The sequence below is a fragment of the Pseudomonas sivasensis genome (assembly GCF_013778505.1).
In the GTDB taxonomy this organism is placed as follows: domain Bacteria; phylum Pseudomonadota; class Gammaproteobacteria; order Pseudomonadales; family Pseudomonadaceae; genus Aquipseudomonas; species Aquipseudomonas sivasensis.
Genome location: NZ_JAAOWU010000008.1, coordinates 39,177 through 52,268, shown reverse-complemented (window position 1 = coordinate 52,268; position 13,092 = coordinate 39,177). Strand labels below are relative to the sequence as shown.

The 13,092-nt window shown below is 59.2% G+C and carries 17 protein-coding genes; 7 read left to right on the top strand and 10 right to left on the bottom strand.

The features are described 5' to 3' along the window. Positions 1-14 precede the first annotated feature (14 nt). Together G9Q84_RS15300 and G9Q84_RS15295 are read left to right on the top strand one after the other, a co-directional pair. Complete coding sequence (locus G9Q84_RS15300; protein WP_032891138.1) at positions 15-845, top strand: undecaprenyl-diphosphate phosphatase; 831 nt, start codon at positions 15-17, stop codon at positions 843-845. After that, positions 842-1,225 (top strand): DUF1294 domain-containing protein, encoded by a 384-nt coding sequence (locus tag G9Q84_RS15295; protein ID WP_181643638.1) that lies wholly within the window; start codon positions 842-844, stop codon positions 1,223-1,225. The genes G9Q84_RS15300 and G9Q84_RS15295 overlap by 4 nt, the downstream gene beginning before the upstream one ends. Here the strand turns inward: G9Q84_RS15295 and G9Q84_RS15290 are convergent. Then, positions 1,214-1,570, bottom strand: coding sequence for an MmcQ/YjbR family DNA-binding protein (locus tag G9Q84_RS15290; RefSeq protein WP_012723994.1), 357 nt, complete (start codon positions 1,568-1,570; stop codon positions 1,214-1,216). The genes G9Q84_RS15295 and G9Q84_RS15290 overlap by 12 nt on opposite strands. After that, positions 1,567-2,475, bottom strand: a complete 909-nt coding sequence (locus G9Q84_RS15285) for a LysR substrate-binding domain-containing protein (RefSeq protein WP_122754008.1) — start codon at positions 2,473-2,475, stop codon at positions 1,567-1,569. The genes G9Q84_RS15290 and G9Q84_RS15285 overlap by 4 nt, the downstream gene beginning before the upstream one ends. A gap of 125 nt (positions 2,476-2,600) precedes the next feature. On the opposite strand from G9Q84_RS15285, the gene G9Q84_RS15280 reads away from it, so the two are divergent. Together G9Q84_RS15280 and G9Q84_RS15275 are read left to right on the top strand one after the other, a co-directional pair. Next, positions 2,601-3,212 (top strand): FMN-dependent NADH-azoreductase, encoded by a 612-nt coding sequence (locus G9Q84_RS15280; protein WP_032891140.1) that lies wholly within the window; start codon positions 2,601-2,603, stop codon positions 3,210-3,212. Between the two features lie 211 nt (positions 3,213-3,423). After that, a complete protein-coding gene (locus G9Q84_RS15275) occupies positions 3,424-4,461 on the top strand; it encodes an alpha/beta hydrolase family protein (protein WP_032891141.1) in 1,038 nt (345 codons plus the stop codon). Here the strand turns inward: G9Q84_RS15275 and G9Q84_RS15270 are convergent. The 4 genes from G9Q84_RS15270 to G9Q84_RS15255 all read right to left on the bottom strand — a co-directional run bounded on the left by G9Q84_RS15270 (position 4,455) and on the right by G9Q84_RS15255 (position 9,282). Beyond that, positions 4,455-5,630 carry an MFS transporter gene (locus tag G9Q84_RS15270; protein ID WP_181643637.1) on the bottom strand — a complete coding sequence of 392 codons (1,176 nt, stop codon included), beginning with the start codon at positions 5,628-5,630 and terminating at the stop codon, positions 4,455-4,457. The two genes, G9Q84_RS15275 and G9Q84_RS15270, sit on opposite strands and share 7 nt — an antisense overlap. A 158-nt stretch (positions 5,631-5,788) precedes the next feature. After that, on the bottom strand, positions 5,789-7,375 hold the full coding sequence (locus G9Q84_RS15265) for an ABC-F family ATPase (protein ID WP_081797888.1): 1,587 nt from the start codon (positions 7,373-7,375) through the stop codon (positions 5,789-5,791). Between the two features lie 20 nt (positions 7,376-7,395). Beyond that, the gene (locus G9Q84_RS15260; protein WP_181643636.1) at positions 7,396-8,589 is read right to left on the bottom strand and encodes a tyrosine-type recombinase/integrase; all 1,194 of its coding nucleotides are present in this window, start codon (positions 8,587-8,589) and stop codon (positions 7,396-7,398) included. A 222-nt stretch (positions 8,590-8,811) separates the two neighbouring features. Then, positions 8,812-9,282, bottom strand: coding sequence for a hypothetical protein (locus tag G9Q84_RS15255; protein ID WP_181643635.1), 471 nt, complete (start codon positions 9,280-9,282; stop codon positions 8,812-8,814). Between the two features lie 204 nt (positions 9,283-9,486). Between G9Q84_RS15255 and G9Q84_RS15250 the strand changes: the two genes are divergently transcribed. Next, positions 9,487-9,702, top strand: a complete 216-nt coding sequence (locus G9Q84_RS15250) for a hypothetical protein (RefSeq protein ID WP_242461444.1) — start codon at positions 9,487-9,489, stop codon at positions 9,700-9,702. A gap of 11 nt (positions 9,703-9,713) precedes the next feature. Here G9Q84_RS15250 and G9Q84_RS15245 read toward each other — a convergent pair whose 3' ends face one another. The 3 genes from G9Q84_RS15245 to G9Q84_RS15235 all read right to left on the bottom strand — a co-directional run bounded on the left by G9Q84_RS15245 (position 9,714) and on the right by G9Q84_RS15235 (position 10,848). Beyond that, positions 9,714-10,139 (bottom strand): hypothetical protein, encoded by a 426-nt coding sequence (locus tag G9Q84_RS15245; RefSeq protein ID WP_181643634.1) that lies wholly within the window; start codon positions 10,137-10,139, stop codon positions 9,714-9,716. A gap of 49 nt (positions 10,140-10,188) precedes the next feature. Next, a complete protein-coding gene (locus tag G9Q84_RS15240) occupies positions 10,189-10,377 on the bottom strand; it encodes a hypothetical protein (RefSeq protein ID WP_181643633.1) in 189 nt (62 codons plus the stop codon). 87 nt (positions 10,378-10,464) lie between these two features. Next, entirely contained in the window at positions 10,465-10,848 is a 384-nt protein-coding gene (locus tag G9Q84_RS15235) for a hypothetical protein (RefSeq protein ID WP_181643632.1), read from the bottom strand. 121 nt (positions 10,849-10,969) lie between these two features. On the opposite strand from G9Q84_RS15235, the gene G9Q84_RS15230 reads away from it, so the two are divergent. Together G9Q84_RS15230 and G9Q84_RS15225 are read left to right on the top strand one after the other, a co-directional pair. Continuing rightward, the gene (locus G9Q84_RS15230; RefSeq protein WP_181643631.1) at positions 10,970-11,476 is read left to right on the top strand and encodes a hypothetical protein; all 507 of its coding nucleotides are present in this window, start codon (positions 10,970-10,972) and stop codon (positions 11,474-11,476) included. Positions 11,477-11,506: 30 nt separating this feature from the next. Next, positions 11,507-11,743: a hypothetical protein gene (locus G9Q84_RS15225; RefSeq protein WP_181643630.1), complete on the top strand. Its 237-nt coding sequence runs from the start codon at positions 11,507-11,509 to the stop codon at positions 11,741-11,743. Between the two features lie 10 nt (positions 11,744-11,753). On the opposite strand, the gene G9Q84_RS15220 is transcribed toward G9Q84_RS15225, so the two are convergent. Beyond that, positions 11,754-13,037 carry a DNA-methyltransferase gene (locus tag G9Q84_RS15220; protein ID WP_181643629.1) on the bottom strand — a complete coding sequence of 428 codons (1,284 nt, stop codon included), beginning with the start codon at positions 13,035-13,037 and terminating at the stop codon, positions 11,754-11,756. Between the last annotated feature and the right edge of the window lie 55 nt (positions 13,038-13,092).

Below are 13,092 nucleotides of genomic sequence, written 5' to 3'. Positions count from 1 at the left end.
CCTTTGGGGGAAGCATGGATTTTTGGACCGCCATTCAGGCATTGATTCTCGGCGTAGTGGAGGGGTTGACGGAGTTCCTGCCGATCTCCAGTACCGGCCACCAGATCATCGTTGCCGACTTGCTCGATTTCGGCGGTGAACGTGCGATGGCCTTCAACATCATTATTCAGCTCGGCGCCATTTTGGCGGTGGTCTGGGAGTTTCGGCGCAAGATTCTCGACGTTGTCACCGGCTTGCCAACCCAGCGCAATGCGCAGCGTTTCACGATCAACCTGCTGATTGCGTTCCTGCCGGCCGTGGTCCTTGGGGTGATTTTCGCCGACTTGATTCACCACTACCTGTTCAACCCGATCACTGTCGCCACAGCGCTGGTGGTGGGCGGCGTCATCATGCTGTGGGCCGAGCGCCGCGAGCATGAAGTGCATGCCGAGACCGTCGACGACATCACCTGGAAAGATGCACTCAAGGTAGGCTTTGCCCAGTGCCTGGCGATGATCCCGGGCACTTCGCGCTCCGGCTCGACCATCATCGGCGGCCTGCTGTTTGGCCTGTCGCGCAAGACCGCTACCGAGTTCTCGTTCTTCCTCGCCATGCCGACCATGGTCGGTGCTGCGGTGTACTCGGGCTACAAGTACCGCGACCTGTTCCAGCCAGCGGACCTGCCGGTCTTTGCCATTGGGTTTATCACCTCGTTCATCTTCGCGATGATCGCGGTCAAGGGCCTGCTCAAGTTCATCGCCAGCCATAGCTACGCGGCGTTTGCCTGGTACCGCATCGGGTTTGGCCTACTGATCCTGGCGACTTGGCAGTTCGGTTGGATCGACTGGGCGGCGGCAACGGCATGATCATCCAGCACCCGCGCCTGAAGGCGGCGATCTTTGTGCTGCTGTGCGCCGCGCCGCTGTTGGGGTCGGTGCTGGTGTGGCAGCGCGGCGAAACCGTGATCCCGCTGGTGGCCTATGGCGTGGTCAGCGTGATCGCGTTTTTGCTGTACTGGAGTGATAAACGCAAGGCGCGCACCGACAGCTGGCGCACACCGGAAAACATCCTGCACGCCGTTGAGTTGGCCGGCGGTTGGCCCGGGGCGTTGATTGCTCAGCAGGTGTTCCGGCACAAGACGCGCAAGGTGTCTTTCCAGGTGCTGTTCTGGGTGATTGTGCTGTTGCACCAAGTGTTCTGGTTGGACCAGTTGTTCCTTGGCGGCACGTTACTGTCAGTCCTCTAGCAACAAACCAATCTGCGTGCGCTTGGGTAGCTTGCTCACCACCAGTTGGTGGGAGCGCTGCAACAAGCCACGCAGTTCCTCGGCGCCCAGCGGGTAGGGCGTGTTCATGATGATCCACTGCGCACGCGCCAGGTATGGCGCGGGGTGGATACCGGGGCGGTCCACGTGGCCGAGAAACAGTTCCTTGTCGACCTTGAACGCCAACGAGTCGCCGCGCAGGTTTTGCAGGGCGAACATCTTGTTGCCGGCAATCGAGAACACTCGCACGCCGCCCCATTTGTAGTCCTCCCGCGCGCCGGGCAGGCTCAGGCAAAAGGTGGCGACTTGCGCTTCGGTCATCTTCATAGCAGGCGGTCTCCGCAGCTTTTAAAGCCTTCTTCCAGGTAATCGATCCAGGCACGAATGGCCGGCAGCACACCGCGCCGGTGTGGGTAGACGGCCTGCAACCAACCGCCGGGCAGTGACCATTCCGGCAGCAGTTGCACCAAGTGGCCGTTGGCCAATTCTTCCTCGCAGTACATCATTGGCAGCACGGTAAAGCCCAGGCCCATGATGGCGCTGGCCTTGCGCACGTTGAAGTCATCAACGCCCAGACGTGCTTCCATAATCAGGTCGTGGGGGTTGCCCTGGGGATCGAGGATGCGCTGGTGCACCATCCGGTCCGCCTCCAATGCACCGAGTATCGGCAGCTGCTTGAGGTCATCAAGGGTGCTGATAGATCGGCCATGCATGAAGTTCGGGCTGGCAACCAGGACGGTCTGGGCCGGGCGCAGGCGCTTGGTGACCAGCAGCGGGTCTTCATCGCCTTGCTCACGCACTCGCAGCGCCACATCGATGCCTTCGGCCACGAGGTCGACTCGGCGGTTGACCAGGGTCATTTCCAACTGCACCTGAGGATGTGCTGCCAGAAACCCGGCGACCACGTCCGGCATCATGTTCTGTGCCAGCCCCACCGGGCACGTCACCCGCAGACGTCCACGGGGTTCGCTGGACATGCTGGCCACGGCCTCGTCGGCCATCTCGGCTTCCAGCAGCATCGCTTGGCAGTGGCGCAGGTAGCGTTCGCCGACGGCGGTGAGGGTCAGTTGGCGCGTGGTGCGTTGTAGCAGGCGTGCGCCCAGGCGCTCTTCGAGCTCGGCAATGCGCCGCGACAACCGTGACTTGGGGATGCCCAGCAGCCGACCGGCGGCTGCGAAACCGCCGGCTTCGACGACTTTGGCAAAATAATAGAGGTCGTTGAGATCTTGCATGGTGAGCCTATTGTCCTGTCAGTGGGACAAACTATCGCATTACAGGCGGCTTATCGACTATTCGTTTCATGCGTAGCATCACCGCCATCTGATCGCCCTAGTCGATCCCACCTCGGAGATCCATCATGAAACTGTTGCATATCGATTCCAGCATTCTCGGCGACAACTCGGCTTCCCGTCAGCTCAGCGCTGGTGTGGTTAAAGCCTGGCAAGCGGCTGAGCCGAGTGTGGAAGTGACTTACCGCGACCTGGCCAGCGACGCCATCAACCACTTCTCCGGCGCCACCCTGGGTGCGTTGGGCACGGCCGCTGAACTGCGCGACGCTGCGCAAAAACACGAAGCTGAACTGAGCGCTTCGTCCCTGGCTGAATTCCTCGCTGCCGACGCCATTGTGGTAGGTGCGCCGATGTACAACTTCACTATCCCGACCCAACTGAAAGCCTGGATCGACCGTATCGCGGTCGCTGGTCAGACTTTCCGTTACACCGAAGCCGGTCCGGAAGGCCTGTGCGGCAACAAGAAAGTCATCATCGTTTCCACTGCCGGCGGCCTGCATGCCGGTCAAGCGTCGGGCGCTGCCCATGAAGGCTACCTGAAACTGCTGTTCGGCTTCCTCGGCATCACCAACATCGAAATCGTGCGGGCCGAAGGCCTGGCCTATGGTGATGAAGTGCGCAGCAAGTCCCTGAGCGACGCTAACGTACTGATCAACGAACAATTGTTCGCTGCCGCGTAAGGCTTTAGTAAATATCGCCTCCTCTCGGTTTCAATCTGAAGCCGAGTGTCTAAACTCTGTATTCTGATCGCCTGAACGCGACCGGAGTGCGGAGTTTTTTCGTTTTCCCGCTGTCTTCTTTGATGTGGCCCAGCTTGTGCAAGCATGGGGTCAATGCCCTGGACTTTTCATTCGACATGTCGGTTCTCACGCAGCAAAGGTGGACATCCCCATGATGCGTCTTTGTGCTGTTATGGTTCTTTCCCTGCTGGGCGGCCTGATTTCAGTGCACGCCGCGCCTGCGCCGCACCCCCATTGGAGCGTCGGCTTTCATCGCATGACGTTTCTCGATCCGCTCGACTTGCAACCAATGAAGGCCGTGGCGTTCTATCCGTCAACCGGCCTTGAGCACACCACGCAGCTGGGTGCCTATCACGTCGCCGCCACCGAAGATTCCAAGATCGCCATCGGCCGTTTCCCGATGCTGATGCTGTCCCATGGCAACACCGGCACGCCGCTGGCCCTGCACGACCTGGCCACGTCCCTGGCGCGCAAAGGCTTTGTGGTGGTGGCGGTGCTGCATCCTGGCGACAACTACAAGGACCATAGCCGTCTGGGCACGCTGAGCAACCTGTACGGGCGGCCGATCCAGATATCCGAAGCGATCACCGCCACCCTGGCGGATCCGATGCTGTCTCCGTTCGTCAACATCAACCAGGTGGGGGTGATCGGCTATTCCGCCGGTGGCGAAACCGCGTTGATCCTGGCTGGCGCCAAGCCGGATTTCGATCGCTTGCGCCGCTATTGCCAGGAACGCCCGGAAGACCGCGACGCCTGCACCACCAAAGGCGAGTTGGTGGTGGACCGTGACGACTTACAGCCCCAATCCGACCCGCGTATCCACGCCTTGATGCTAATGGCGCCGTTGAGCCTGATGTTCGGCCGTCACACGTTGGCCGACGTGCATGTGCCGGTGCTGCTCTACAGCGGCGACGGCGACAAGCTGGTGGCCGTGGACAAGAACGCCGCAGCACTCGCGCGCAAATTACCTGAGCCGCCGAATTTCAAGCTGCTGGCCGGGGCAGGGCACTTCGTGTTCATGGCGCCGTGCGACAGTGACCAACTGGCCGCCATGCCGGCGATCTGCACTGACGCCGATGGCGTCGACCGCGAAGGCATTCACCGCGATCTGATTTCCGAAGCCGGGCGCTTTTTCACTCGTACCCTTGGCACGTCCACTCGTGCGGGTTTGCAGACGGCTGATCAGTAAGCGCGGCGCTTGAGCAGTAAAGTCACGCCCAGCGCCGTGACCGACAGCAACGCCGCGCAGAAGAAGATCCAGCCGTACCCCAGGTTCAGCGCCACAAAACCCATCAACGGCCCGGCAATCGCCAGGGCCAAGTCAAAAAACACCGCATACGCACTCAATCCCGCGCCACGGCTGCTGTTGGGTACTTGCTTGATGGCTTCCACGCCCAGCGCCGGGTACACCAGCGACAGACCAAAGCCCGTCAGTCCTGCGCCGATCAACGCCACACCGGTGGAGGGCGCCAGCCACAACAAGGTGAGGCCGAGGGTCTCGATAAGCATGCAGGCGATGGCGGCGCTGAACCCGCCAAAACGACTGATCGCCGAGATAAATACCAGGCGCGACAGGATAAAGCACACGCCAAATACCGTGAGGCAGTACGCCGCGCCTTGCCAGCCACGATTGAGGTAGTAGAGGGTGATAAAGGTAGTGAGCGTGCCGTAGCCAATCGACGACAGGCACAAGCTGACCCCAAACGGCGCGATACGCCCGAACACCGCCCAGAATGGCAAGCGCTCGCCGCGCACCACCGGCACCGACGGTTTGTTGCGGATCAGTATCAGGCCCAGCGCTGCGAGTACGGTCAGGGCGATCCCCAGGCTGTTGTAGCCATACTCGGCCACCATCACCACCCCCAGCGGCGCACCGATGGCGATGGCACCGTAGGACGCAATGCCGTTCCAGGAAATCGACCGCGCCGTATGCTCGGCGCCGACCTGGCCCATGCACCAACTGATGGTGCCCACACCGATCAGACCTTGGGCCACGCCCAGCAGCAGCCGGGCGACGATCAGAATGCCCAGGCTTACGTTGGGCGTACTTTCCAGCAACGTCGCGAAGAACGTCAGCACACCGCTCACGAGAATGCCCGCCAGCCCCAGCACAATCGCGCGTTTGGTCCCGACATTGTCCGACATCCGCCCGGCCATGGGGCGGCTAAGCAGGGTCGCCAGGTACTGCGAACCGATGGTGATCCCGGCCACCACCGCGCTGAACCCCAATTGTTCGTGCACGTAGCCTGGGATTACCGCAATCGGCAGGCCGATGCAGATGAAGGCAATGAAGGTATAGAAGACGATCGAGACGATCTGCAGGGTGACCGACAGGGAGGAGGGGGTGGCGGTAGACATGGGCACTCGTTCGCGGGCGGGCGGTGAGGGCATCATGGCAAGGGCCCGGGGTAAAAGGAAGCAGCCTAACTACTTGGTCTGACGAACAGGCCCGCTTGCCACAACATGCAAAAAGCCCCGTCACAGTGGACGGGGCTCTTGGGTGCAGCGGGCGTTATTTAGAACACGACGCCTTGGCTACGCAGGTAGTCGTCATAAGTACCGCTGAAGTCGATCACGCCGTCAGCGCTCAACTCGATGATGCGGGTGGCCAGGGACGATACGAACTCACGGTCGTGGCTGACGAAGATCAGCGTGCCCGGGTAGTTTTCCAGCGCCAGGTTCAGCGCTTCGATGGATTCCATGTCCAAGTGGTTGGTCGGTTCGTCCATGATCAGCACGTTCGGCTTTTGCAGGATCAACTTGCCGAACAGCATGCGACCTTGCTCACCACCGGAGATTACCTTGACCGACTTGAGGATCTCGTCGTTGGAGAACAGCATGCGGCCCAAAGTGCCGCGAATCATCTGCTCGCCCTGAGTCCACTGACCCATCCAGTCGAACAGCGTCACGTCATCTTCGAAGTCGTGAGCGTGATCCTGGGCGTAGTAACCCAATTCCGCAGCGTCGGTCCACTTGATGGAGCCTGCGTCCGGGGTCAACTCGTTGACCAGGGTGCGCAGCAGGGTGGTCTTGCCGATACCGTTCGGACCGATGATCGCAACACGCTCTCCCGCTTCAACCTGGAAGCTGAAATCCTTGAACAGCGGCTTGCCGTCGAAACCCTTGGCCATTTTTTCGACCATTACAGCCTGGCGGTGAAGTTTCTTGTTCTGATCGAAACGGATGAACGGGCTCACCCGGCTCGAAGGCTTGACCTCAGCGAGTTGGATCTTGTCGATCGCCTTGGCGCGGGAAGTCGCTTGCTTGGCTTTGGAGGCGTTGGCCGAGAAGCGGCTGACGAAGGATTGCAGCTCAGAGATCTGCGCCTTCTTCTTGGCGTTGTCCGACAGCAGCTGCTCGCGGGACTGGGTCGCCACGGTCATGTACTCGTCGTAGTTGCCCGGGAACAGGCGCAGCTCGCCGTAGTCCAGGTCAGCCATGTGGGTGCACACGCTGTTCAGGAAGTGACGGTCGTGAGAGATGATGATCATCAGGCTGTTACGCTGGGTCAGGATGTTTTCCAGCCAGCGGATGGTGTTGATGTCCAAGTGGTTGGTCGGTTCGTCGAGCAACAGCACTTCAGGATCGGAGAACAGCGCCTGGGCCAGCAATACACGCAGTTTCCAGCCAGGGGACACTTCGCTCATCGGGCCGAAGTGTTGTTCCAGAGGAATGCCCAGGCCCAGCAGCAGCTCGCCGGCACGGGATTCGGCGGTGTAGCCGTCCATCTCGGCGAACTCGGTTTCCAGCTCGGCCACGGCCATGCCGTCGTCTTCGCTCATTTCCGGCAGCGAGTAGATACGGTCGCGCTCGGCCTTGACCTTCCACAGCTCCTCGTGGCCCATGATCACGGTGTCGAGCACGGTGAATTCTTCGTAGGCGAACTGGTCCTGGCGCAATTTACCCAGGCGAACGTTAGGCTCCAGCATGACCTGGCCGCCCGACGGATCGAGGTCGCCGCCGAGGATTTTCATGAAGGTCGACTTGCCGCAACCGTTGGCACCGATCAAACCATACCGGTTGCCGGCGCCGAACTTGACCGAGACGTTCTCGAAGAGCGGCTTGGCGCCGAACTGCATGGTGATGTTAGCTGTGGAGATCAATTACTTTACCTATCAATAGCTTAGGGTGCGCTTATTTGAACTGGGACCAATTTGGGACCAATCTGGAGCTTTTGCATTTCGCTCCAGTCCGAGCTTGAGTTGATCCAACGCGCATAAGTCGAGAGCAGCATCTGCACACTATGGCCGAGCTGCTGGGAGATGAAGGCGGGGTTCATGCCAGACATAATGCATATTGTCGCATAGGTGTGACGACAGTTGTATGGCGGCCGACGACGGATATTCAGAGCCTTCAGGGTCGGAATCCACTGCTTGTGCAGGTCAGATGTCTGTTTCACGTACTCCGAGTTCTTTGACGGCGGGAAAATGAAAGGCGTTTCCAACACCCTCCCTTTACCTTTTTTCCGACGCTCTGCGTATTCCCTCGCGAATTTCAGCGCATGCATGGCGCGTTCATTAAGCAAAACATAGCGGTCTCCACCCGTTTTTGTACGCTCTACCACTTCCCCCAGGGCGATCCCACGACAGACGTGGGCCGTCCTTTTCTCTTCGTCTACCGCATCCCAGCGCATTGCCAGGGCCTCGGAAAGGCGCATTCCTGTAAAAAACACAAACTCAAAAAATGCCGCATAGATCGTGCTGGGCCAGTGATCGTGCTCGTACATCTTGGCGATGATCAGGTTTGCCTCTTCCAAAGTGAACGGGTCAATTTCCTTCTTGCTGCGCTTGGGTAACTCCAGGATCGCCGCGGGGTTCTTCGGGATAAGCTCTTCGGACATTGCTGAGTTCAGGATGGTCGACAGCTTTGAGATCGCGTTGCGCTTCACCCCGGGGGACTTCCATTCGCTGGCTGCCATTACCCGGCGGAGCAGCGTAGTGGTGATCAGGTCGATTCGCACCAGGGCCAGGCCGGGCATCCAGTACCGGTTCAGTGCACCCTTGTAGTTCGCCTTCGTTCCACCGACCACCTCACGACTGTCTAGCCAGAGCTGGGCATACTCGCCGAAGTTGATCTTCCCCCCAGCGACGTTGCTGGAACTGGGGAAAAGCTCGGCGTACTTATCGTCGTCGAGCAGCCCCAGTTTAATCAGGCCTTTTACTTGATCAACAACCTGTGAGGCAGACTTGATTCCTTTCTGTGTCGGGGGATAGGGGAGCGTTTCACTGCGCCGGCTGCCGTTCCACATAAAGCGGATGCGGATCGATCCGTGGTGGAGGTCCATTCCTGCGGGCAAACCCATTGGCTTTCGAGCCATTCGTAGTATCTCCTGATGCTGTACATGACGCGGCTGCCTTGCTTGTTCCAGACGCCGAGGGGGATTTGATTGCGGGCGCGCTTTGAGCGCAGGGCGGCGAGGGTGGTACCGAGGATCTCGGCCATCTGCGCCTCGGGCACCTTGTCGCCTGTTATGCCGTCGTTTAACTGTTCTGCTGCTGACATTGGATGCTCCGCGCCGCGCTGGGCGGCAGAAGGTGGGTTAGGGTTTTGCTGCTTTCGCGTGCCCGACGCACACTTTTGTGGGCTCGCCTTCTGCGTCCAGGTGGGCATGACACATGAACCCTTTTCGGTGGTGAGCCATGAACTCCGCATCGCAAGTGGTGATGGGCGACTGATTGGCAATCGACCCCAAGCGATATGCGCACCCGTGACAGGCACCGGCCGGGTCGCACTTGCTGGCGATCATCACGCCCTGGCACGCACCGATGAGCGTTGGCAGATTCACGCTGGTGAACTTGTCGGGGTGGACGCCACATTCCTCGATCAGCACCTGGTCGCACATCTCGGCGCAGTTTTCCGCGACCGAGTTGGCCATGCCAATCAGTTGCGCCGTGAACTCAACCAAACGGCGCTGGCCATGGATTTTCAGGTAAACCTCCAGCGCGGAGCGCCGACCTTCCAGATCCAGCTGAGCCATGCCCGCCATGTTCGAGGCATCACTTTTTTCCATGCTGTATTCACAGTTTGCAGGCATACGAATACCTCGCCCGCCGCTCACCGGCAGGCATGTAGGGGGATTGGGTGATGGCGTTTTGCCTAGATTTCTACTGCGTCGAGTTTGGTGTACAAAAGGGTTCAACTTTGTTCGTGATGAGGCATGGACGTGTCACACAACTTCGATGCTCCGATAGCGCATGCTTACCGGGGCCACGTCATGTTTCTAAAATTTAATTGGCGCCGCCCGAACGACGACTCGCCGGTTGCGGTCACGATCATCGAGCCGGCATCAATTGATGGGCTTGGCGAAGTCGCTGCCGAGCTGACGGGCCCCTGGCCGGACTATCCAGCAGCGCTCGATGAGGCCATGGCTGCTGCTGAGCGTTGGGTCGACAGTCAATTGCCCTTACGCCGCTCAACAGCAGGCATGTAGGGGGATTGGGGTTAGGCTATTGCGTCGGTAGTTGGCGGAGACTTCTGCCATTCGACGACATCGGCGCCGAAGTCGGCGCGGGTGAAGTCGATAGCGCCGAATTGCCAGTGGTAGGTGAAAGGCAACTGGCCGTGGCCACGTTCGCATCGAGCCAGAACCGTCCCACATGAAAGGCGTAGATCTATCGTCTGGTGGCCTGGATCTTCATCTGTATCAGCATCTTCCCAGTTGCCTCTGAGCTTTCGTACAGCTTCGACCACATCGTCGATTTCAAACTCGCCGCGACTCGATCCGACGATGCCCTTAATCTGGTGGATTCCTGTTTCCCAACGATCCTTTCGGACCACCTTGCCGTCTGCGCGGATTTCGTAGTCCTCAACCCTGGCGTCCCGGAACTCGGGCATGCGGAAGTCCCGCTCGGTGACTTGTCTGCTCATGTCCTTGGCCCCTTGTAGATGAACACGTAGGCGAACCAGAGGGTGGCGATCATGGCGTCACCTTGATATTCACGTCGTCATGGATCCACTCGATGTCGAGCAGGTCATCGTCGTCGATCTGGCTTTCCCGCAGATCATTGCTGGCCAGGAGCTCCGCTACCTCGTCGTCATCGATGCCTTCAATGACCTTTCGGAAGTTCACGACTGCCTTGCCTGTGAGCACGACTGTTCTTTTCATGGCCGAGTTCGTCCTTGCCGCTAGAGCGGCTGACTTTGAAGGGGGAGGGGTTACAGGTTTTGCGGGTGGAGTACGGATGTACTCCTATCATTTATCGATGCATAAGCCGTTGTTGCAGGCATGGCATGGGTTATTGATAGGCAGCCCCGTTTCCTCTCGGATTTGGTTGCATGTCGAGCCCACTGCTGGCTTGAGTGCGGCCTTAGCCATCTCAACGCTGAAGCACTCGCCGTCCGAATGACCTTCGGGGAAATACTCCAGCATCCCTTCAAGCGCGGAAGTAAGCACGCCTGCCCGCTCATCCGATGCGGTCAAGCGCTGTTGCAGGGCTTGCTCGCGGGCCAGCGAATTGCTCAGCTGCGACTGAAGGTCGGCCACTTGCTCGGCAGTCATGCTGCCGCAGAGCTTCAGGTAGTCCTGATACTCTCTGGCGTATCGCTGCGGAAGGGTTTCGTCTTGATGGGTGGGCATGGGGAGTCCTTGCCGGGCCATGCCCGGGCGTTGGAGTGGTGTAGCCTCTGGCCTCGCCAGGGTGGCGAGATTGGTAGAAGTGGGGTATTTGTATTTGGTCCGACATGGAGCCGGATACAAAATGGATGAATCAAGACAGATGCTGAAAATTATTGTTGTGCCGCTGGCTTTCCTTTTCTCTGCGACATGCTTGGCTGAGCTCAAAGTTACCGAACCTAGTATCGCGTGTGCGCTGCTGTCCGATTCGGGCTTGAAGGGGCGAAAATGGACGGACTACGGAGATGAATCCTTTGGGTGCGCGAGCGACTACAAGGACATAGGTTCCGGGTCGCCACTGTCAAATAATCTGGCTTACTACGCCACAGGCACAGCTACTGCAGTCGAACAGGTAAAACTTGTCCTAAATTTTAATCAGCCTAAGTCAAAAGGTCCTGCAATTGGTGCTCTCGGCAAGGCATCAGAAGCACTAGCTCCAAAAGTACTTGGTGCGAAGCTGAACAACGAAATACGTAAAGCTATCGTTAAGGGCGAGCCTGTGACCTCTCAAATCGGAAGTGGCAGCATTGAGGTCACTAGAGATGACTGGCCGAACGGCAAGGGTTACGAGGTCCATGTAATCATGAAGTGATACAGAATCTTCCTACAAGCAGACAGACCCATGACAAAGCACGATATTTACGATGAGATCGAAGGCTTTCAGGTTTGGAACTACATGGAGTGCGACAAGGACGATGAGGGCCGGGAGACCTGGCGTATCAACGTCGAGGTGAAGCGCGGTGGTGAGGTTGTGGTGCCTGTTGTTGCGGGTGATCGTACTTATGTCGACCGTGGCCTGGCGCAGGTGGCTGGGCGTGAGGTTGGGGCCATCCTGATTGCCGAGCATACGGTGGTATAGCTGAGTTGGATCAGGCGGTGCCGAACAGCTCAAGCTGATCACTTTCGAATGCCGCTTCTGCTACACGAGTGACTTCGTGCTCAATGCGAGAACGCGCGATCGCCACATACTGCTCATCAATTTCGCAGCCGATGAACTGGAAGCCTTCGCGCATCGCGGCCTTGCCGGTGCTGCCTGACCCCATGAATGGGTCGAGCGCCACGCCGCCCGGCGGTGTGACCAGGCGCAGCAGGTATGCCATCAGGTCGGTAGGCTTGACGGTTGGGTGATTGTTGCCCTTCGTTTCGGTCGTCTCGACCTTGCGCAAGGTTGTGCCCATTTTGAATTGGGGGCCCGGGTTGATCAGGCCTTCATGCCGATCGGTGCGGCTGGTCTTGGCACAGTAGAAGAAGCGGGCGGCACTGCCGCTGTCGCCGTAAAAAGCGCCTTCCACTCGATCGCGCTGTCCAGTAATTCGGCCGACACTTGCAGCGCTCGCCTCTGTACCTCGAACACGCGCCGATGCGCCAGCCTCTGCGGGAAACATCGCTACTACCTCATCGCTACCATCGTGAATCAGGTTCGCGGGCCAGCGGCCAGCCTTCAGCATGCCGGTATACTCAGCCTCCTGCTTCCAGGCGCCGGTGTCGTTTACTACGTGGCCGGGAGCCATTCGCTTTTGGGAGTACTTGGCGGCCTTTGCATCCGCACCGTGGATACGGCAATCGTCGACATTGATCGCGCCGGTGCCCCACTGATCCATGTTTTCCAGCACGGTTCCGGTGATTGGCTTTCTTGCCATACAGATGGGCTCATGCGCAGGCTTTAGCGCGGTTCCCTTTCCTTCGTGCTTGCCTTTGAGGTTGTGCGACTTCGGGAAGCCCGACCCAAACACCCACATGATCTGGTCGCGGATCTCAAACCCGGCCATTTCAATGCCAACTGCCATGTGGTGGTAGGTGCGCGCAGCGGCGAACGACAGCAGGTGCCCGCCAGGCTTGAGAACGCGCAGGCACTCAGTAGCCCATTCCAGCGTGAATGCCTGGAAGGCACGCATGCCCGCCGGCGTCAGGTCGTACTTTCCGGCCTCGGCCGCGATCGAGCGGTGACCGCCGTTCGGCCCGCAAGCTCCGGCGTGCGATGGCATGCTGGCCCGGTAAGCGGCGCGGGCTTCGATATCCTGGCCATCCCAGCTTTTGCCCATGAATCTGATGCCGTAGGGCGGGTCTGTCACGACGCTGTCGACGCTGTTGTCTGGCAGCGTCCGCATCATCTCAATGCAGTCGCCGACCAGGATCTGGTGAGAAGGTGGCATAGGGGATCCTCGCCGGCTGGCGTGATTCGTAAATTGGGTTGATGATTTGCACTCA